18 protein-coding genes and 3 pseudogenes are annotated in these 19,888 nt (G+C 72.2%); 15 read left to right on the top strand and 6 right to left on the bottom strand.

Annotated features, from left to right (window positions below; translation table 11 throughout):
- Positions 1-3: 3 nt before the first annotated feature.
- From ACFZCY_RS14075 to ACFZCY_RS14065, 3 genes and pseudogenes are all read left to right on the top strand, one after another.
- The gene (locus ACFZCY_RS14075) at positions 4-510 is read left to right on the top strand and encodes an inclusion body family protein (RefSeq protein WP_361472610.1); all 507 of its coding nucleotides are present in this window, start codon (positions 4-6) and stop codon (positions 508-510) included.
- Positions 511-690: 180 nt separating this feature from the next.
- A pseudogene (locus ACFZCY_RS14070) lies at positions 691-951 on the top strand (N-acyl homoserine lactonase family protein); the annotation flags it as partial.
- A 131-nt stretch (positions 952-1,082) separates the two neighbouring features.
- Positions 1,083-1,697 (top strand): annotated as a pseudogene (locus ACFZCY_RS14065) (helix-turn-helix domain-containing protein); the annotation flags it as partial.
- 17 nt (positions 1,698-1,714) lie between these two features.
- On the opposite strand, the gene ACFZCY_RS14060 reads toward ACFZCY_RS14065, so the two are convergent.
- Entirely contained in the window at positions 1,715-2,059 is a 345-nt protein-coding gene (locus ACFZCY_RS14060) for a hypothetical protein (protein WP_391173701.1), read from the bottom strand.
- A gap of 19 nt (positions 2,060-2,078) precedes the next feature.
- Between ACFZCY_RS14060 and ACFZCY_RS14055 the strand changes: the two are divergent.
- A pseudogene (locus ACFZCY_RS14055) lies at positions 2,079-2,933 on the top strand (GntR family transcriptional regulator); the annotation flags it as partial.
- Between the two features lie 10 nt (positions 2,934-2,943).
- Positions 2,944-3,177, top strand: a complete 234-nt coding sequence (locus tag ACFZCY_RS14050; protein ID WP_391173698.1) for a hypothetical protein — start codon at positions 2,944-2,946, stop codon at positions 3,175-3,177.
- 47 nt (positions 3,178-3,224) lie between these two features.
- On the opposite strand, the gene ACFZCY_RS14045 is transcribed toward ACFZCY_RS14050, so the two are convergent.
- Entirely contained in the window at positions 3,225-3,890 is a 666-nt protein-coding gene (locus ACFZCY_RS14045) for an FCD domain-containing protein (protein ID WP_391172315.1), read from the bottom strand.
- A gap of 94 nt (positions 3,891-3,984) precedes the next feature.
- Between ACFZCY_RS14045 and glyA the strand changes: the two genes are divergently transcribed.
- From glyA to ACFZCY_RS14015, 6 genes are all read left to right on the top strand, one after another.
- The gene (gene glyA / locus ACFZCY_RS14040; protein ID WP_391172313.1) at positions 3,985-5,298 is read left to right on the top strand and encodes a serine hydroxymethyltransferase; all 1,314 of its coding nucleotides are present in this window, start codon (positions 3,985-3,987) and stop codon (positions 5,296-5,298) included.
- A gap of 13 nt (positions 5,299-5,311) precedes the next feature.
- The gene (locus tag ACFZCY_RS14035) at positions 5,312-6,532 is read left to right on the top strand and encodes a sarcosine oxidase subunit beta family protein (RefSeq protein WP_391172311.1); all 1,221 of its coding nucleotides are present in this window, start codon (positions 5,312-5,314) and stop codon (positions 6,530-6,532) included.
- An 11-nt stretch (positions 6,533-6,543) separates the two neighbouring features.
- Entirely contained in the window at positions 6,544-6,840 is a 297-nt protein-coding gene (locus ACFZCY_RS14030) for a sarcosine oxidase subunit delta family protein (RefSeq protein ID WP_391172309.1), read from the top strand.
- Positions 6,837-9,734 (top strand): sarcosine oxidase subunit alpha family protein, encoded by a 2,898-nt coding sequence (locus tag ACFZCY_RS14025; RefSeq protein WP_391172307.1) that lies wholly within the window; start codon positions 6,837-6,839, stop codon positions 9,732-9,734. Before ACFZCY_RS14030 ends, ACFZCY_RS14025 begins: the two co-directional genes overlap by 4 nt.
- On the top strand, positions 9,727-10,365 hold the full coding sequence (locus ACFZCY_RS14020) for a sarcosine oxidase subunit gamma family protein (RefSeq protein WP_391172305.1): 639 nt from the start codon (positions 9,727-9,729) through the stop codon (positions 10,363-10,365). The genes ACFZCY_RS14025 and ACFZCY_RS14020 overlap by 8 nt, the downstream gene beginning before the upstream one ends.
- 127 nt (positions 10,366-10,492) lie before the next feature.
- Positions 10,493-11,584 carry a DNA glycosylase AlkZ-like family protein gene (locus ACFZCY_RS14015; protein ID WP_391172303.1) on the top strand — a complete coding sequence of 364 codons (1,092 nt, stop codon included), beginning with the start codon at positions 10,493-10,495 and terminating at the stop codon, positions 11,582-11,584.
- A gap of 26 nt (positions 11,585-11,610) precedes the next feature.
- Here the strand turns inward: ACFZCY_RS14015 and ACFZCY_RS14010 are convergent, their stop codons facing one another.
- Positions 11,611-12,069: a nuclear transport factor 2 family protein gene (locus tag ACFZCY_RS14010; RefSeq protein WP_391172301.1), complete on the bottom strand. Its 459-nt coding sequence runs from the start codon at positions 12,067-12,069 to the stop codon at positions 11,611-11,613.
- A gap of 162 nt (positions 12,070-12,231) precedes the next feature.
- Here ACFZCY_RS14010 and ACFZCY_RS14005 point away from each other — a divergent pair, with 162 nt between their 5' ends.
- On the top strand, positions 12,232-12,924 hold the full coding sequence (locus tag ACFZCY_RS14005) for an HAD-IA family hydrolase (RefSeq protein WP_391172299.1): 693 nt from the start codon (positions 12,232-12,234) through the stop codon (positions 12,922-12,924).
- A gap of 125 nt (positions 12,925-13,049) precedes the next feature.
- Positions 13,050-14,246 carry an FAD-dependent monooxygenase gene (locus ACFZCY_RS14000; protein WP_391172297.1) on the top strand — a complete coding sequence of 399 codons (1,197 nt, stop codon included), beginning with the start codon at positions 13,050-13,052 and terminating at the stop codon, positions 14,244-14,246.
- A gap of 16 nt (positions 14,247-14,262) precedes the next feature.
- On the opposite strand, the gene ACFZCY_RS13995 is transcribed toward ACFZCY_RS14000, so the two are convergent.
- Positions 14,263-14,886, bottom strand: a complete 624-nt coding sequence (locus ACFZCY_RS13995; protein ID WP_391172295.1) for a hypothetical protein — start codon at positions 14,884-14,886, stop codon at positions 14,263-14,265.
- An 86-nt stretch (positions 14,887-14,972) separates the two neighbouring features.
- The gene (locus ACFZCY_RS13990; protein ID WP_391172293.1) at positions 14,973-15,779 is read right to left on the bottom strand and encodes an SDR family oxidoreductase; all 807 of its coding nucleotides are present in this window, start codon (positions 15,777-15,779) and stop codon (positions 14,973-14,975) included.
- Positions 15,780-15,951: 172 nt separating this feature from the next.
- On the opposite strand from ACFZCY_RS13990, the gene ACFZCY_RS13985 reads away from it, so the two are divergent.
- The gene (locus ACFZCY_RS13985) at positions 15,952-17,175 is read left to right on the top strand and encodes a helix-turn-helix domain-containing protein (RefSeq protein ID WP_391172291.1); all 1,224 of its coding nucleotides are present in this window, start codon (positions 15,952-15,954) and stop codon (positions 17,173-17,175) included.
- Positions 17,176-17,307: 132 nt separating this feature from the next.
- A complete protein-coding gene (locus tag ACFZCY_RS13980; RefSeq protein ID WP_391172289.1) occupies positions 17,308-18,633 on the top strand; it encodes an MFS transporter in 1,326 nt (441 codons plus the stop codon).
- Positions 18,634-18,657: 24 nt separating this feature from the next.
- Here ACFZCY_RS13980 and ACFZCY_RS13975 read toward each other — a convergent pair whose 3' ends face one another.
- Positions 18,658-19,827 carry an aminotransferase gene (locus tag ACFZCY_RS13975; RefSeq protein ID WP_391172287.1) on the bottom strand — a complete coding sequence of 390 codons (1,170 nt, stop codon included), beginning with the start codon at positions 19,825-19,827 and terminating at the stop codon, positions 18,658-18,660.
- Positions 19,828-19,888: the final 61 nt, after the last annotated feature.

The following is a 19,888-nucleotide window of genomic DNA, read 5'->3' as shown; positions in this document are numbered from 1 at the left end:
AACATGTCCGAGTTCATCAACGTGATGATCGCGTTCGACGCGTTCACCATCGCCCAGCGCTACCCCAACGCGTCGCGGAACCCCGACGCGCCGACCCAGGTCGACCACGACTTGATCTACATGACGACGCGTCACGACCGCGTCGTCGGCACCTCGGGAGCCGAGCTGAACTTCCGGGCCAATCCCCGGGACATCATCAGGTGGCGCGAGACGACCTTGTCGCTCAACAGCGAATACTGCGCCTTGCTGTACCGGTACGTGAGCAGCGATCCACTCATCAGCAAGCCGCGGATCGTGATAGGCGACGGCACCTATCCGATGCCGAAGGACGGGGCCGTCGATCAGCCGGACTTCGTCACCCAGGACTACCAGGACCACTACTGGGAGGCGGACGTCCGCAAGGTCGGCCGGGTCACATACCGCTTCTACTTCCAGCTCCTGGACAGCGACCAGCATCCGGTGGGGTACTTCCAATGGGACCCGTTCATCACCATCGACAAACGCTCCTGACGGCCACCACCGCGGTCGGATAGCAGCGGCGGGACCGGGCCCCGGCCCGGCCCCGCCGTCTGCTGCGTACGCGGTGTCCTTCGTCAGCGGATCCCGGACCAGACCTGAGGTACGTCCGCCCGTCTCTGCTCTCGGCAGAGGCGGGCGCCGCTCCGAGGGGCGGCCTGCCACGCTGGGGCCATGGTGAACGACATCCGGATCCGTCGGCTCGACCTCGGCTGTTTCATCCGTCCGTCCTCGGAGACGGGCGGCCCGCACCCGCGGGTCGAGCCGGTTCTCGGCTATCTGGTGCGGCACGAGCGGGGTCTGCTCCTCTTCGACACGGGCATCGGCGCCGGCAGCCCCGAGACCGATGCCCACTACCGGCCCCGCCGCCGCGCCCTCCCGGCCGCGCTGGCGGCGGCCGGTGCCACCCCCGCCGACATCACCCTCGTGGTGAACCGCCAGTTTCTTGTGGAAGGGCGAAAGGGGCGCGTCATCCACTTTGTTTCCTGCGTTTGCGGTCATCACAGCCTCCGGGAGCGGTTCCCGGACGGGCCCGTGGAAGGGCCGTCCGGTCCAGGTCGGGGTTGATGTCGTGTCGTCGGTGCCGGAGGTCCGGTCACCGCCCTGGCGTGGGCGGCCCGGGCCGGACACACCGCGGTCCGAGGTGGCGACCTCACGGTTTCCTGGGGACGCCGGCAGCGTGGCCGCCGGATGGCAACGAAGTATGTGAAGGCCAAGGGCGGCCAACAATGCCCGCGGCATCCGACCCGGCACCGGGGTGCCTGCGAATCAGAAGTTCGGCTACGGTTGCCGCCATGGTCGGCCGCCCCCGCGACGCCGTGATCCTCACCGAGGACGAACGGGCCGCACTGCAGACGTGGACCCGCAGCCGCAGCTGCTCGCAGGCCCGGGCGCTACGGGCGCGGATCGTGCTGGCCTGCGAGGACGAGCCCACCAATACCGGTGTGGCCACGCGTCTCGGCGTCTCCCGCGACATGGTCGGCAAGTGGCGTGCCCGCTTCCTCGCCGACCGGCTGGCGGGTCTGGACGAGCAACCCCGGCCCGGGCGGCCTCCCGTGGCGGACGACGACACCGTGGCCCACGCCCTCGTCCGCACCCTCACCCCGCCACCGCCCGGCGCCGGACAGACCTGGTCGACCCGTTCCATGGCCGCCGAAACCGGCCTGAGCCAGAGCACCGTGAGCCGGATCTGGCGGGCCTACCGCGTCCAGCCGGGGGCCGGCGCCACGGCCGGGCCACGCCGGGCCTGGTCCCTGCCGGGCCGCGCCGAGGAGGTGGTCGGTCTGTTCATCGCGCCACCGGTGTGCGTGCTCGCCGTGACCACCCGGACGGGACGGGGCCGGGCCGTACGCGCCTCCGCGGCGACCACCCCGGCCACCTCCGCGGCCCGGCTCTTCGGCCAGGACCGGGACGTGCCCCACGTACTGGCCGTGGCCTGCGCCTTCGCGGCGCTGCGCGGTGAGCGGCACGCGGCGGACACGCCCTGGACGGACCACGTGGCCCTGCGCGCGTTCCTGGAGCGGGTGGCGCCGACGGCGGACACCGGGGGAGTGGTGCACGTGATGGCGTACGGCCTGCCGGCGGAAGGCCGCGGCGCCACCGAACCGCCGGACGCGGCCGTGTCCTCCCGGCTGCGCTGGCACCACGTACCCGGCCCGGAGGCGTGGACCGACGAAGCCGGGCGCCTCTTCGCCGCCGGCGCCCAGCTCCCTCGCGAGGCCGCGCCCGGTGTGCCCCGCCTCCGTGACGCGCTGCTGACCTGGTCCACCACCTGGACCCCGTCAGCGGCGCCCTTCACCCGGATCGCCGTGCCGCGCCCGGCCTACGAGGCCCGGGCCATCTGCGGCCCTGACAACGACTCGAACGCCCAGGACGCGTGCGCATCCGGCCACGCCGCCATCCCGGCGGAGACCCCGGTCACATCCCCCGACGCGCCGCCCGGAGCCCCCATCACCACCGACCCCGCCGTCGGGCTGCTGCGCGACGCCCTGCTCGCCGGTCCCCTCCGGTCCGGTGACCGCGTCCGGGAAGCGCCGCTCGCGAGCCGCCTCGGCCTCTCGCGCCGGGCCGTCCGCGCGGGGCTGCGGGCGCTGGCCGAGGAGGGCATGCTCGACCTGCTCCCGGGCGGCGCGACCGCCGTCCCCGCCGTCACGGCGAAGGACGTCCTGGACCTCTACGCCCTGCGCGCCAGCCTGGGCGCGCTGCTCATCCGGCGCGTCGCCATGCTCGGGCCCGGCCGCCTCGCCCCGGCCGCGGCCGCCCTGGCGGAGGTCCGCGCCGCCGCCCGGGACGGCGACCACGCGCGGGTGCGCGAAGTCGACTTGTGGTTCCAGGACGCCCTCGCCCGCACCGCGGACCTCCCGCAGGCGGCCCGGACCTTCGAACGCCTCACGGCCCGGCTGCGCATTGTTCGTCACGGTGCTGGACATGGACTACAGCCAGGCGTGCGACACCATCACCGACGAAGACACCGTCGTCTACGAGGCGTTGCGCGACGCCGATGGCAACGAGGCGGCCCGCCTGTGGCGGGTCAAGATCGAACGCTGTGTCCGCTTCATGATCGCCCAGCTCCCCGAGGACGACGCCGCCCCGCATCTGTGGACCACCCTGGCGGGCCGGCCCCGCCTGCGCCGGGACGATCCCCGGGATGCCGCGCACTGACGGGCACTGACGCGCACGGTACGTCGGCCGATGCCCGCGGCGTCGTCTCAGATCGCGTCGCGAATGGCCCGTTCGAAGCCCTCGACGTGATCGCGGGCGAGCTGTGCCGCCTTCTCCGGGTCACCGGCCACGATCGCCTCGATCAGCGGTCCGTGCTCTTCGACGTGGCCCGCCATGTCGGACAGCCGGTCGATGAACAGACACCAGATGCGGGTGGCCAGGTTGTCGTGGCGGACGAGGGTGTCCTCCAGGTACGGGTTGTGCGTGGCGGCGTAGATGGCGCGGTGGACCTGCAGGTCCAGGCGCATCAGCTCATCGGCTCCGTGCCGGCCGGCGTCCACGCTCTCCAGCTCCCGTAGCGCGGCCGTCAGGGCCTCGCGGTCCGCGGCCGTGGCGCGCCGCGCGGCCTGGGCGGCGGCCAGGGGTTCCAGCTCCTGGCGCACCTCGGAGATATGGGCCAGATCGGTGATGTTGACCTCGGTGGCGAAGGTGCCGCGCCGGGGGTAGGTCGTGATCAGGCGCTCGTACTGGAGCCGCTTGAGCGCCTCGCGCACCGGCGTCCGTCCGACGCCGAGGGAGTGCGCCAGCTGGTCCTCGTTGATCGGCGCGCCCGGGCGGATCTCGAGCATCACGAGCCGGTCGCGGATGGCGCGGTAGGCGCGCTCGGCGAGGGACAGCTCCTCGCCCCTCGGCTCGGTCGCCACGTGCGGCATGAAACCCCCTTGACCTGTCCAGCGAGCTCCCATACCTTACCGCAGAGGCTGATATATCAGTTGCCCATTAGTTGGCTCTCAGGATGGTGCACAGATGGCAACGAACCCGTCGATCACCACGGTCACCTCCGCTCTCTCCCTCCCGCTCAGCGAACTCGACCCGGATGTCGCCACCGCGGTGGACGCCGAGCTGCACCGTCAGCAGTCGACCCTGGAGATGATCGCCTCGGAGAACTTCGCTCCGTCCGCGGTCATGGAGGCCCAGGGCTCGGTCCTGACCAACAAGTACGCCGAGGGCTACCCGGGCCGCCGCTACTACGGCGGATGCGAGCACGTCGACGTCATCGAGCGGCTGGCCATCGCCCGGGTGAAGCAGCTCTTCGGCGCGGAGGCCGCCAACGTCCAGCCGCACTCCGGCGCCCAGGCCAACGCGGCGGCGATGTTCGCGCTGCTCGATCCCGGCGACACGATCCTCGGCCTGGACCTGGCGCATGGCGGTCATCTGACCCACGGCATGCGCATCAACTACTCCGGCAAGCTGTACGACGTCGTGCCGTACCACGTGCGCGAGTCCGACATGCGCGTCGACATGGACGAGGTCGAGCAGCTCGCTCTCGCGCACCGGCCCAAGATGATCGTCGCCGGATGGTCGGCCTACCCCCGCCGGCTGGACTTCGCCGCGTTCCGCCGCATCGCGGACGCGGTGGGCGCGTATCTGATGGTGGACATGGCGCACTTCGCCGGGCTGGTGGCCGCGGGCCTCCACCCGAGCCCGGTGCCGTACGCCGACGTCGTGACGACCACCACGCACAAGACGCTCGGCGGCCCGCGCGGCGGTGTGATCCTCAGCCGCGCCGACCTGGCCAAAAAAATCAACTCCGCGGTCTTCCCCGGCCAGCAGGGCGGCCCGCTGGAACACGTCGTCGCGGCGAAGGCGGTGGCCTTCAAGGTGGCGGCGGGCGAGGAGTTCACCGAGCGACAGCAGCGCACCCTGGCCGGTGCCCGCATCCTCGCCGGACGGCTGCTGGCCGACGATGTGGCGGAGGCCGGGATCACGGTGCTGACCGGTGGCACGGAAGTCCATCTGGTCCTCGTGGACCTGCGCGGCTCCGCGCTCGACGGGCAGCAGGCCGAGGACCGGCTGCACCGCGTCGGTATCACCGTCAACCGCAACGCGGTGCCGTTCGACCCGCGTCCGCCGATGGTCTCCTCGGGGCTGCGGATCGGCACCCCGGCGCTGGCCGCCCGCGGCTTCGGCGAGACGGAGTTCCGGGAGGTGGCCGACATCATCGCCCAGGCCCTGAAGGACGAGCGGTTCGGTGACGAGCAGGCGGGCCTGCTGCGCGACCGGGTCGACAAGCTCGCCACCGCGTTCCCCCTCTACCCCCACCTGAACATCCCCAGCTGAACGGAGACGCGGCATGACCACCCAGCCGCTGCCGGAGCACCCGGACTTCCTCTGGCGCAACCCCGAGCCGCGCTCCTCCTACGACGTCATCATCGTCGGCGCGGGAGGCCACGGCCTGGCCACCGCCTACTACCTCGCCGAGAACCACGGCATCACCAACGTGGCCGTCCTGGAGAAGGGCTGGCTGGCCGGCGGCAACATGGCGCGCAACACCACCATCATCCGCTCGAACTACCTGTGGGACGAGAGCTCGGCGATCTACGAGCACGCGCTGGGGCTGTGGGAGCGGTGGCCGGGGGAGCTGGACTACGACTTCCTGTTCAGCCAGCGCGGCGTCCTCAACCTCGCACACACCCTGCAGGACGTCCGCGACAGCGTGCGCCGCGTGGGCGCCAACCGCCTCAACGGTGTCGACGCCGAATGGCTGGAGCCGGAGCAGGTCACCGAGGTCTGCCCCATCCTCAACGTCTCGCCCCGCACCCGGTATCCGGTCCTCGGCGCCACCTTCCAGCCCCGGGCCGGGATCGCCAAGCACGACCACGTCGCCTGGGCGCTGGCCCGGCGGGCCGACGAGCTGGGCGTGGATCTGATCCAGGGCTGCGAGGTCACCGGCTTCCTCAAGGACGGCGACCGGGCCGTGGGCGTGGAGACCAACCGCGGCCGCATCCTCGCCGGCCGGGTCGGCCTCGCGGCGGCCGGGCACAGCAGCGTCCTGGCCGAGCTGGCCGGTTTCCGGCTGCCGGTGCAGTCGCATCCGCTGCAGGCGCTGGTCTCCGAGCTGCACGAGCCGGTGCACCCCACCGTGGTGATGTCGAACCATGTGCACGTCTACGTCTCCCAGGCGCACAAGGGCGAGCTGGTGCTCGGCGCGGGCGTCGACGCGTACAACGGCTACGGGCAGCGCGGCTCGTTCCATGTGATCGAGCACCAGATGGCGGCCGCCGTCGAGCTGTTCCCCGTCTTTGCCCGGGCGCATGTGCTGCGCACCTGGGGCGGCATCGTCGACGTCACCCCGGACGCCTCCCCGATCATCGGTGCCACCCCCGTGGAGAACCTGTACGTCAACTGCGGCTGGGGCACCGGTGGCTTCAAGGCCACCCCGGCCGCCGGGTGGACCTTCGCGCACACCATCGCCACGGGCGAGCCGCATCCGCTGAACGCCCCGTTCGCCCTCGAACGCTTCACGACGGGCGCACTGATCGACGAACACGGCGCCGCGGCCGTGGCCCACTGAGGAGAGACCCCGTGCTGCTGATCACCTGCCCATGGTGCGGTCCTCGCGACGAGGCCGAATACCACTACGGGGGCCAGGCCCACGTCCCCTACCCCGGAAACACCGCGGACCTCACCGACGAGCAGTGGGCCGCGTACGTCTTCTACCGCGACAACCCCAAGGGGCCCTTCGCCGAGCGGTGGATGCACAGCACCGGATGCCGCCGCTGGTTCAACCTCCTGCGCGACACCGCGAGTTACGAAGTACTGGCCGCCTACCGGCTCGACGAGCCCCGCCCCGAACTGCCGCAGGCCGGAGGGAACCGATGACCGACCAGCCATTCCGGCTCCCGGACGGGGGCCGTGTCGACCGCGGCACCGTGCTGCGGTTCACCGTCGACGGCCGTGAGATGACCGGCCACCCCGGAGACACCGTCGCCTCGGCGATGCTGGCCAACGGGGTCGTGGAGGTCGCCCCGTCGATCTACCGGGGCCGCCCGCGCGGCATCGTCACCGCGGGCGCCGAGGAGCCCAACGCCCTGGTGCAGATCGACGGCCCGTGCTCGGAGGGCATGCTGCCCGCGACGACGGCCGAGCTGTACGACGGCCTGTCCGCCACCACGCTGTCCGGGATGGGGCGGCTCGACCCGGCCCCCGACCCCGCCGTCTACGACAAGAAGTACGTCCACACCGATGTCCTCGTCGTCGGCGCCGGACCCGCCGGGCTCGCCGCCGCCACCGCCGCCGCGGGCTCCGGCGCCCGTGTGATCCTCCTCGACGAGCGGCCCGAACCGGGCGGTTCGCTGCTCTCCGGGCGCACCGAGACGGTCGGCGAGCAGACCGCCCTCGCCTGGGCCGCCGAGGTCCGCGCGGCGCTCGACGCCGCCCCCGAGGTCGTCGTCCTGCCGCGCACCGCGGCGTTCGGCGCCTACGACGACAACTATGTGCTGGCCCTGCAGCGGCGCACCGATCACCTCGGCGCCGACACCCCCGAGCCGTCGAGAGGCGTCTCGCGGCAGCGGCTGTGGCACATCCGGGCCCGCCAAGTGGTCCTGGCGACCGGCGCCCACGAGCGTCCCCTGGTCTTCGCTGGCAACGACCGCCCCGGGGTGATGCTCGCCGCGGCCGTGCGCTCGTACCTCAACCGGTACGCCGTGGCCCCGGGCTCGCGGGCCGTGGTGAGCACCACCAACGACAGCGCCTACGACACGGTCGCCGATCTGCACGCCGCCGGGATCGACATCGCCGCCGTGGTGGACGCCCGCCCCGAACTGTCCCACCGGGCCGCCGAGGTCGCCGTGGCCACCGGGGCGCGGGTGCTGACGGGCAGCGCGGTGGTCGACACCACGGGCGGGAGCCGCCTCACCGGCGTCACCGTCCGGGCCCTCGACGGCCACGGCGGGCTCACCGGCGCCCCCGAGTCGTTCGACTGCGACCTGCTGGCCGTCTCGGGCGGATGGAGCCCGGTGGTGCATCTGCACAGCCAGCGCCAGGGCCGGGTGCGCTGGGACGAGGAGCCGGCCGCCTTCGTGCCCGACGGCGCCGTACGCGACCAGCAGGTCGTCGGCGCGGCCCGCGGGACGTACGGCCTCGACGGCTGCCTGGCCGAAGGGGCGCGGGCGGGCGCCCGGGCCGCGACGGACGCCGGATTCCCGGTTGCCGTGCCCGCACCGCCGTCCGGCGATGCCCGCGGCTCAGGCCCGGTGCGCGCCCTGTGGCTCGTCCCCGCCTCCGAGGGCGAACCCGCCACCTGGGACACCCACTTCGTCGACCTGCAGCGCGATGTCCCGGTCGCCGACGTCTGGCGGTCGGTCGGCGCCGGTATGCGCGGCGTCGAGCACGTCAAGCGCTACACCTCGCTCGGCACGGCGAACGACCAGGGCAAGACGTCCGGCGTCAACGCGATCGGTGTCATCGCCGAAGCGCTCGGCGCGGGCGCGTCACCCGGCGAGATCGGCACCACGGCCTACCGGGCGCCGTACACGCCGGTGGGCTTCGCCGCCCTCGCCGGGCGTGAGCGCGGCGAGCTGTTCGATCCGGAGCGCACGACCTCCGTCCACGGCTGGCACCTCGCGCACGGCGCGGTGTTCGAGGACGTCGGGCAGTGGAAGCGCCCCCGGTACTACCCCCGGCCCGGTGAGGACATGGACACGGCCGTGGCCCGCGAGTGCCGCGCGGCCCGTGAAGGGGTGGCGTTCATGGACGCCACCACCCTCGGCAAGATCGAGATCTGGGGCGCGGACGCGGGCGAGTTCCTGGGGCGTATCTACACCAACGGCTTCAAGAAGCTGAAGCCCGGCATGGCCCGCTACGGCGTGATGTGCAAGCCCGACGGCATGATCTTCGACGACGGGGTGACGCTGCGCCTGGAGGACAACCGCTACTTCATGACCACCACGACCGGCGGCGCCGCCGGGGTCCTGGACTGGCTGGAGGAGTGGCTGCAGACCGAGTGGCCCGACCTCGACGTCCACTGCACCTCGGTGACCGAGCAGTGGACGACGATCGCCGTCGTCGGCCCCCGCTCCCGCGAGGTCGTCGCCCACCTCGCGCCGGACGTCGACCTGTCCGCCGAGGCGTTCCCCTTCATGGCCTTCCGCGAGACCACCCTGGCCTCCGGCGTCCCGGCCCGCATCTGCCGGATCTCCTTCTCCGGTGAACTCGCCTACGAGATCAACGTCTCCGCGTGGTACGGCCGGGCGGTCTGGGAGGAGGTGTACGCGATCGGCCGACCGTACGACATCACCCCGTACGGGACCGAGACCATGCACGTCCTGCGGGCCGAGAAGGGTTACATCATCGTCGGCCAGGACACCGACGGCACCGTCACCCCGCAGGACGCGGGCATGTCCTGGGTGGTCTCCAAGCAGAAGGACTTCATCGGAAAGCGGTCCTACTCCCGCGCCGACACCTCCCGCACCGACCGCAAGCAGCTGGTCGGCCTGCTGCCGAGCGACCGCAGGACCCGGCTGCCCGAAGGCGCCCAGCTCGTCGCGCCGGACGTGCCCATCACCCCCGAGGCCGGGCCGGTGCCCATGCTCGGCCACGTCACCTCCAGCTACCACAGCCCGGCCCTCGGCCGCCCCTTCGCCCTCGCCCTCGTCGCCGACGGGCGGGCCAGGATCGGCCAGACCCTGCTCGCCCCGGTGGGCGAGGACCTGGTGCCCGTCGAGGTGGCCGACTGTGCCCTGTACGACCCCGAAGGGACCAAGCGAGATGGCTGAGCCGACCGAGCCGACGACCGACGCGGGCGCGGGCCCGGTGGCACTGCGCACCAGCCCCCTGGCCCACCTGGAGGAGCGGATGCGCGCCGCCGCCGTCACCGGCGCGCGGGGCGTCACGCTCAGCGAGCGGCCGTTCGTCGCCATGGTGAACCTGCGCGTCGCCCCCGCCTCCGAGACGGCCGGCCGCGTCGAGAAGACCCTGGGCGTGCCGCTCCCGCGCCGGTGCGGCGACACCACCGCCTCCGGTCCCCACAAGGTCCTGTGGCTCGGCCCCGACGAGTGGCTGGTGGTGTCCCGGGCCGACGGACACGCCGTGGCCGCCGAGTTGCGGGAAGCACTCGCGGGCGACCCGGGGTCGGCCGTGGACGTCTCGGCGAACCGCACCACGCTGGAGCTGCGCGGCCCGGCCGCCCGGCAGGTGCTGGAGAAGGGCTGCCCCCTGGACCTCCACCCCCGGGCCTTCGGCCCCGGCCAGGCGGTCTCGACCACGGTGGGACCTGTCGCGGTGCTGCTCTGGCAGGTCGACGACGCGCCGACGTACCGGCTGCTGCCGCGGTCCTCGTTCGCCGACTACCTGGCGCGCTGGCTCATCGACGCGATGGGCGAGTACCACGGCCCGGAGCTGCCGTAAGGACGCGGCCGGGGGACGCGGTCGGGGATGCAGTCGGGGGACGCGGTCGGGGATGCGGTCACACCCTGACCGCATCCCCTGCGATCGTGGTCCCGCACCCGACAGCGACCGGAACCGAAGGAAGCCGATGACCGTTCTCGACAACCGGGCGCTGGGCCGCGCGACGCTGGCCCGGCAACTGCTGCTCGACCGCGCCGACCTACCGGTCCTCGACGCCGTCGCGCACCTCGGCGGGCTGCAGGCGCAGGAGCCGCAGGAACCGTTCACCGGTCTCTGGTCGCGGCTGCGCGCGTTCGACCCGGCGGCGCTGGACGGTTTGCTGACCGGGCGGAGCGTGGTGCGGACCCACCTGATGCGCCGCACCGTTCATCTCCTCACCGCCGACGACGTCCTGGCGTGGCGAGCGCGCCACGACACCATGCTGCGTCAGCGGGCGATGGCCGCCTACCGCCGCGAGATGGAGGGGGTCGACCTCGACGAACTCGCCGCCGCGGCCCGCGCGGTGCTGGCCGACGGCGAGCCCCGCTCGATGGCCGAGGTCGCGCGGGTACTCGCCGACCGCTGGCCCGCGCCGAGCCCGAGGGCCCTGGGCGAGATGGCGATCGCCGCCCTCGTCCCGGTCGTGCAGCTGCCGCCGCGCGGGCTGTGGCGCGCGAAGTCAGGGGTGCGCAACACCCCGCTGTCCCGCTGGCTGGGCCGCGAGATCGACCCGCCCGCCGCTGAGGGAACCGACCCGGTCGGCGAGGCGCTGGTACGCCGCTACCTGGCCGCGTTCGGCCCCGCAGCCTCGGCCGACCTGCGCGCCTGGTGCGGCCTCGCCGGACTGCCCGCCGCGGTGGCCGCCCTCCGCGCGGAGCTGGTCACCTTCCGCGACGCGCGCGGCCGCGAACTGCTCGACCTGCCCGACGCGCCACGCCCCGACCCCGACACCCCCGCCCCGGTGCGGTTCCTCCCGGCGTTCGACAACGCGATCCTCGGCTACCACGACCGAAGCCGCATCATCGACGACGCCCACCGCGGCCTGTCCGTCACAGGCGCCCGCGTCCTCCTGGTGGACGGCCGGGTCGCCGCGACCTGGACGGTCGACGCGGGCACCGTGACCGTCACCCCGCTGCGCGGTTTCTCCCGAGCCGAACACACGGCCGTCACCGAGGAGGGCCAGGCCCTGGCATCGTTCCTGTCCGACAAGGAAAGCGATCGCGTACGGATCGCCGCGTAAGGCCCGGTGCGGCATTTCCGCGAGCCTCATCCCGGGGTGCAGGCCTCGGCGATCGACAGGCTGTTCTCGTAGAGGTGGTGCCGGGTGATGCGGCCGTCCTCGACGGTGAGACGCAGCGCGAACGGGCCCTCGAAGGACTTTCCCGTCGCGCGAACGGTCCCCGAAAGGTGCCCTGCCAGCACAGCGTCGGTGCCGTCGACCAGGAAGGTGTCAACGGAGGCGCGCGCGTCCTCGGGCACGATGTGCTCCATCAGCTCCGTGAACTGGGCGGCGCATTCGGCAGCAGTGGACCGCGGGCGGATCCATGGCACTGTGGGGTTCTCGGCGAGCAGCCAGTCGACCTCCTCGGCGAAGAGCCCGGCGAGCCGCCGGGTGTCCACGGCCGCCCGGGCGGCGAGGAACTCCTGCACCACGGCGCGGGTGGCCTCGGCGACGGATGCGGCGGTGGCTGAACTCGCCGTGGCGTCAGTGGCCTTGATGGACATGGCGCTCTCCTCGAGGTTGCGGCCAGATGCCGGCGTGATGTTCGGCCGGTGCCATTGATCCTGCTGGGGGAGGGGAGAGGCGTCGATTACCTCAGGCGTAATGAGTGGCGCGGGATCCGAACGCGGTTCCGGTGGCATCCTCAACGGCTTACGATGACGGGCATGGTCTGCGGCGTGATGTTCGACTTCTCCGGAACGTTGATGCGCAGCGAGTCGGTCGAGGAGTGGCTCGGCGCGGTCCTGGCGGACACCGCCGTCTCCGTGGACGGCGAGGAGTTCGCCGACTGGGTGCGGCGGCTGACGGAGTGCGGAGCGCTGCCGGGCGGGCCGGCGCCCCGGCGGATTCCCGCGCGCCTCGAAAGGCTGTGGCGCGAACGGGACCTGAGCGCCGATCAGCACCGGGCGGCCTACAGCGGGTTGATCGCGGAGGCCGGGCTGCCGAGGGCGGAGCTGATACAGGCGCTCTACGACCGTCACAAGGCGCCCGCCGCCTGGCGGCCCTACCCCGACGCCGAGGCGACGTTGCGCGAACTGCGCCGCCGCGGGATCCCGGTGGCCGTGGTCAGCAACATCGGCTGGGATCTGCGGCCCGTCTTCCGGGCCCATGGGCTGGATGGGCTGGTGGACGCCTATGTGCTCTCCTTCGAGCTGGGGGCGCGGAAGCCCGACCCCGCCATCTTCCGCGCCGCATGCGACGCGCTCGGCCTGGCACCCTCCGACGTGCTGATGGTCGGTGACAACCGCGCCGCGGACGGCGGTGCGGAGGCGTTGGGGTGCCCGGTGCGCTTCGTCGACCATCTGCCGGTCGACCAACGCCCGGCAGGGCTCGCGCCCATCCTGGAGCTGCTGGGCTGAGGCCGAGGAGCGCTCGCTCCGCACTTGCTTACTTAAGTTAGGTATCTGTAGCATCGCGGTCGCCCCGAAAAAAGATACCTAAGGTAGGTAGATATAGCGGGGTCGTTCCACGGAAGGAGCCCCCGATGAACCACTCCGCGCACCGCAAGGTCCTCATCTCCGGCGCGAGCATCGCCGGTCCGTCCCTCGCCTACTGGCTCAACCGCTACGGCTTCGAGGTCACCGTCGTCGAGAAGGCATCCACGATCCGCAGCGGCGGCTATCCCATCGACATCCGCGGCACGGCCCGGGACGTCGCGGACCGCATGGAACTGCTTCCGCGACTGCGCGAAGCACACGTCGATACCAGCAAGCTCTCCTTCGTCGACGCCGACGGAAGCCTCGTCGGCTCCGTCCGCCCCGAAGCCATCACCGGCGGCACGGAGGGCCTGGACCTCGAAGTGCGGCGCGGCGACCTGGCGGACGCCCTCTACGACCCGGTCCGCGACCAGGCCGAGTTCATGTTCAACGACTCCATCGCCACCCTGGACGACCGCGGGGACCGCGTCGAGGTCACCTTCGACAGCGGCGCCCACCGCACCTTCGACCTGGTCATCGGCGCGGACGGGCTGCACTCCCACACCCGCCGTCTGGTCTTCGGCCCCGAGGAGCAGTTCCACCGCTACCTCGGCCACACCTTCGCGGGCTTCACACTCCCCAACGACCTCGGCCTCGCACACGAGGCAGTCATCTGGAACGCCCCCGGCAGGGCGGCCGTCCTCTACGCCCACGAACCCAGCGACCCCGTGCACGGGTTCCTGGTCTTCAGGCGGGAGGAGCCGCCCTTCGACGCCTTCCGCGACCCCGGGGCCCAGCGCGACCTCGTCGCCTCCACGTTCCCCGAGCGCACCTGGCACATCCCGCGCCTGGTGGCCGCCATGCGCGAGGCCGACGACCTGTTCTTCGACATCGTCAGCCAGATCCACATGCCCACCTGGGCACGCGGCCGCGTGGCCCTCGTCGGCGACGCCGCCCACGCCACCTCGTTCCTCTCCGGCCAGGGCTCCAGTGTCGCCCTCGTCAGCGCGTACATCCTGGCCGGGGAACTGGCCACCCACGCCGACCACACGGACGCCTTCGCCGCCTACGAGCGGACGGCGCGCTCCTTCGCCGAGCAGAACCAGGCCCTCGCCACCTCGGGCGGCACCGTCATGATTCCCGGCACCCGGGACATGCTCGACGCCCGCAACGAGGCCCTGCGCAACCCTGCCGCGCTGACGGGAGCCGAGTTCCGCGCCGTCAACACCGGCCTGGTCCTGCCCGACTACGGCCACGCCGAATGACGGGCCACCAGGCCCGCTACAGGCCGTCCCGTACCATCGCGGCGACGATGTTGACGTGCCGGTCGGCGGCGGTCTGGGAGAACTCGTTGTCGTAGTTCAGGCCGTACGGCCAGAAGTGGCCGCCTCCGGCGGACAGCGTGGCACTGGCGCCGTCGTACTGCCTGACCAGCCGGGTGGCCTCCGCGCCACGCCACGTTCCGCCGCTGGTGAGCGAGGCCCAACGGCCGCTCGTGCCGACGCCGATCGTGTGCGCGATCTCGTGCAGTGCGGTGCGTTCGGTCATGTAGGAGCGGTTGCCGAAGCGGATGGTCCCGTTGATGTTGCCGTCCGCGGTGGGAACACCCGGGTCGTACTGCACGGTGATGTTCTTGCCCAGGTCACTGAGGTTGTTGTAGCGGGCCACCGCGGCGTTCATGGCCGCGGTGATGCGGTTGTACGCGTCCTGCTGGTCCGGGGTGGGGTTGGAGGCCCTCTGCAGCGTCCAGGTGATGGTCGCCAACTGGGCCTGCGTCGACCGCTGTTGAGCGGCCGGTGCCTTCGTTGACCCGGCCGCCTGCGCCGCGACCGGCGCGCCCACCGTGAAGGTGACGGCCGCCAGGGCGGCGGCCATGGCCCGGCGTCTGCGGGTGGGTAACGTCATGTTCGTACTCCTCGTCGTCCGTGCGTTGCTGTGCGGGGGCGTTCGACTTTGTGCGGGTATTACGACAAGGCACGGGTGACGAGGTGTCAAGGTGTCGCGCAGCGCGCCGTGAGGCCGCCGTCCACCGGCAAGCACACGCCGTTGACGTACGCCGCCTCGTCGGAGGCGAGGAAGACGGCTGCCGCCGCGACATCCCAGGGGCTGCCCATACGCCCGGTCGGGCTCGCCGCGTGGCGGGCCGCGAGCGCGGCCTCGGGGTCATCCGCACCGGCCACGATCTGCCGGGCCACCAGCGGGGTGTCGATCAGCCCCGGAAGGACGGCGTTGACGCGGATGCCCTCGGCGGCATAACGCAGCGCGAGGGCGACCGTGAGCTGGTCGACCGCCGCCTTCGCCGCGCTGTAGCTGGGGTACGGGTAGCCGGTGTCGCGGATCGCGGCGATCGACGACACGTTGACGACCGCTCCGCCGCCCGCCGCCACCATCCGCGGCAGCACGTGCTTGCAGGTCAGGAAGACACCGTCGATGTTGACCGCGAGGGCGGACCGCCACGCGGCGAGATCGAGCTCGGTGACATCGCCCAAGCGGGCCACGCCGACGTTGTTGTGCAGCACCGTCGGCGTGCCGAAGGCGCGTTCGGCCGCCGCGACGGCGTCGGCCACCTGCTCCTCGACCGTCACGTCGGCCGTCAGCGCCAGCGCCTCACCGCCCTCGGCCACGATCGCCTCGGCCGTACGGCGTGCCTGGTCGGCGTCGATGTCGATGGCCGCGACACGCGCGCCCTCCCGGGCGAACGCGAGCGCGGCCGCCTTGCCGTTGCTCACTCCGCCACCGCTGGAGCCGGCCCCGAAGACGAGTGCGGTGCGGTCGGCCAGTCGTCGTCCCCTGCGCATGGCCCGATCCTGGGGCGCCGAGGCGCGCCCGAACCACCGACGGCCGTCGCAAACCTGCCGTACCGGATCCTCGATCTGTAGAAAACGCCAGGTCATAGCCCTTCACCTGGCCGCGAACATGCGTAATGATCTTCCAGGGACAGCGGCAGCGTCCGGTGGGAGGGAGCGCACGATGCTCGGAGGCCGACTCCAGGAGGTCGTGGACGAGGTGGCGGAGCGCATAGGCCGTTCCGTCGCGGTCAACGATCCACGCGTTCACATCCTCTGCGCCAGCCGCCACTTCGGAGACGAGGACCGGGTGCGGGTGCGCGCCGTACTGCAGCGCGACGCGGGGAGCGCCGCCGCCGGTCACATCCTCGCCCAGGGCGTCGACCGCTGGACCGAACCCGGCGTCATCCCACCGCGCGCAGACCTCGGCATGCGGGCACGGCTGTGCGCACCGATCCGGTGGCGGCACCAACTGCTGGGCCTGCTCATCGTCATCGACCCCGACGGCTCCCTTCCCGGCTCCAGCATCGACGCCGTCACCGCCGCCACCCACACCCTCGCGCCCCTGATGTACCAGGACTTCGCCGCGGGCGACACCGAACGCATGGCCCGCGAAGGAGCGCTGCGCCAACTGCTGAGCCCGTCGGCCACCGCGCGCGGAACCGGACGGGACGCCCTCGCACGCGCCGGATGGCTGCCGTCGTCCCGCTACGCCACCGTCACCGTCGCGCGGATCGCCGGCGACCCGCCTGCGATGCGCGCCGGAGCGGTGGAGGTGGCGCTTCGGACGGGGCTGGAGCGGGTGGCGGCCGACAGGTCGTGGCGCACCGAGTTCTGCCTCACCGGCCCGCAGGGCGTCCTGCTGACCTTCTCCGACCGCCCCATGCGTCAAGAGCCGCTCCGCGCCCGCGCGTCGGCCCTCCTCGACCAGGCGCGGTCGGTGCTGGCCGGGACGGCGGAGTGCGTCGCGGGGATCGGCGAGACCGTGGAAGGCGGCGCCGAAGCGGCGTGGATGTCGTACGAGCAGGCCATCGGTGCCGCCCGGGCGGCCGGTGTGCGGCCCGGCGGCGAGGGCATCGTCCAGTGGGAACAACTGGGCGCGCTGGCACCGCTGTCGCTGCTCCCGCCGGACCGCCTGACCCCCGCGCTGCTGCCCGGACCGCTGCGTACCCTCCTCGCCCGGGACCCGTCGGGCCGTCTCACCGAAACCCTCACCGCCTACCTCGACCACGGAGGTTCGGCCCCGCGCACCGCGCACGCCCTCCACCTCCACCGCACCTCGCTCTACTACCGGTTGCAGCGGATCACGGAACTCACCGGGCTCGACCTGGCCGACGGCGACCACCGGCTCGCCCTCCACCTGGGGCTCCGTCTCCACGCGCTGATGCGTGCGACCGACCACGGGTGAGCCACGGCCCTCGCTCGCATTTCGACAAAGAGAGGAAAGCATCCGGCTGATTCCCGACAGGCAACGGTGGCGTGCCCCGCCGCCGCACCCCATACTCCGACCGCAGTCCAAGGTCATTCGGGAGCCGCCGCCATGTCCACCATCGCCCCACCCGCCGTCCGTACGGTGTCCACCGCGCGGATCGCGGTCGCCAGTTTCGTCGGAACGGCCATCGAGTTCTACGACTTCTACATCTACGGGACCGCCGCCGCGCTGGTCCTGGGCAAACTCTTCTTCCCCACCTTCTCCGCGCTCGCGGGCACCCTGGCCGCGTTCGCCACCTTCGGTGTCGGCTTCGTCGCCCGCCCGATCGGCGCAGTGATCTTCGGCCACTTCGGGGACCGCACCGGCCGCAAGACGATGCTGGTCACCTCCCTCCTCGTCATGGGGACGGGAACGGTCGCCATCGGACTGCTGCCCACCTACCGGGACGTCGGGATCGCGGCACCGGTACTGCTGGTGCTGTGCCGGTTCCTGCAAGGCGTGGGACTGGGCGGCGAGTGGGGCGGCGCGGTGCTGCTGGCCACCGAGTACGCGCCCCGCGACAAGCGAGGGCTGTGGTCGAGCTTCCCGCAGATGGGCCCCGCCATCGGCTTCATCGCCGCGGGCGGCTCGTTCCTGCTGCTGGGCCGGGTGATGGACGACGCGGCCTTCGAGTCCTGGGGGTGGCGGATCCCCTTCCTCGCCAGCGCGCTGCTGGTGGTCGTCGGCTTCTACATCCGGATGCGGATCGCCGAAACACCGGTGTTCCGGAAGGCGCTGGAACAGCATGAGCGGGCCAAAGCGCCCATCGTCGACGTGGTCCGCCGTCAGGGCACCACCCTGACCCTGGCGACCTGCGCGTTCATCCTCGCGCACACGCTCTTCTACACCATCACCACCTTCGCGCTCTCGTACGGCACCACGGTCCTGGACCTCGACAAGGACATGCTGCTGCTGTGCGCGATGGCCGCGGCGCTCGTCCTGGGCCTGGCCACCCCGCTGCTGGCCGTCCTGTCCGACCGGGTCGGCCGCCGCAATGTCTGCCTGAGCGCGGGGGTGCTGGCCGCGCTGTGGGCGTACCCGATGTTCGCCTTGATCAACACGGGTGAGCCCCTGCTGATCGGGCTCGCGATGTCCGTCGGGATGCTCGCCTTCGCCGCCCTGTACGGCCCGATGGGCGCCTTCCTCCCCGAGATGTTCGCCACCCGCTACCGCTACACCGGCGCTTCCGTGGCCTACAACGCGAGCGGCATCGTCGGCGGTGGCATCACGCCCTTGCTCGCCACCCAGCTCGTCGCCTCCACCGGCTCGTCGGTGCCGGTGTCCGGCTACATCGTGGTGGTCGCCCTGGTCTCCGCGCTGTGCGTGTGGTTCCTGAAGGAGACCCACACCAGTGACCTGGGCGACGACCCCTTGCGGCCGCACGCCGGCGGATGACCGGTGACCGGCCGAACTGCCGGGTCAGCCGGGGATGCCCTCGGCCATCAGCTGGAGCCGCCCGGCGAACTCGGTGAGCCCGGCCCGGTCGACGTTGCCGAAGCTGACCCGGAACACCTGGCGGTCGTCGGGCAGGAAGGCGGTGCCCGGGATGACGAGCGTGTCGTAGCGGGTGATGAGGTCGCGCACGACGTCGTCGGTGCCGCGCCCGGCGAAGGGGTGGCGGACCCAGCCGAAGAACCCTCCGCGGCTCAGCAGCTCGAAACCGCCCGGCCGGTCGGCCATCACGGTCTCCAGCCGGCGCCGCTTGTCCGTCACCTCGTCCGCGCGCGCACGCCGCCACTCCTGGGCCGAGGTCAGCCCGGCCCAGGCGGCCTCCTGTCCTACGCGCGGCGGGCAGATCGCCACGCAGTCGAGCAACTTCATCACCTCGCGGTTCAGCTCCGGCGAAGCGACGACCGCGCCCACCCGGTAGCCGGGGATGGCGAGGTCCTTGGAGAAGCTGTGCAGGCTCACCAGGGTCCCCGCCCAGTCCGGCTCGGCGAACAGCTCGTGTGCCGGTTGCTCGGTGTCGCGGAACGAGCGGTAGGTCTCGTCCACGATCAGCGCGATGTCGTGCCGCTTCGCCACCGCGTAGAAACCGGCGAGCACGTCCGGCGGAAGGGTGACACCGCTCGGGTTGCCCGGGGTGACCAGCACGATCGCCTTGGTGCGCGGTGTGATGAGCGCTTCGGCAGCCTCCGGGGTCGGCACGAGATCCGGGCCGGGCTCCAGGTAGCGCGGCACGACGCCGTTCATGCGCAGCCACATGTCGTAGTTGAAGTAGTACGGCAGGACTTCGATGACCTCGTCGCCCGGCTCGGTGAGCGCCTGGGCGACGAGACAGAACGCCTGGTTGCATCCCGCGGTGACCACCATCTGGTCGGCCCCCACCGGGCTCCGGTACCCCCGGCTGAGGTCGGCGGCGAACGCCTCCCTCAGCCGGGGCAGCCCGGGCGCCGGGACGTAGGCAGCACCGTTCGGCTCGTGCGCGACCGTGGCGACGTGCTCGATCATCTCGGCCGCGGGCGGGTAACTCGGCGCGGCCTGGGCCAGGTCGAGCAGCGCCCGCTCGCCGCTGCGGCCCGCCAGCAGGGCGTATGTCGCACCCATCGGCGAATCGATTTCGCGCACGGTTCGCGGGCTGAGTCGCACGTCGGTACTCCCTCACAGGCTGGTCGGCCGCTGTCGTCTCCCCGCGATGCTATCGACATTC

It is taken from the genome of Streptomyces sp. NPDC007983 (assembly GCF_042958345.1).
Taxonomy (GTDB): Bacteria; Actinomycetota; Actinomycetes; order Streptomycetales; family Streptomycetaceae; genus Streptomyces.
The sequence above is the reverse complement of the archived record's forward strand: the minus strand, read 5'-3'. Positions and strand labels throughout refer to the sequence as shown.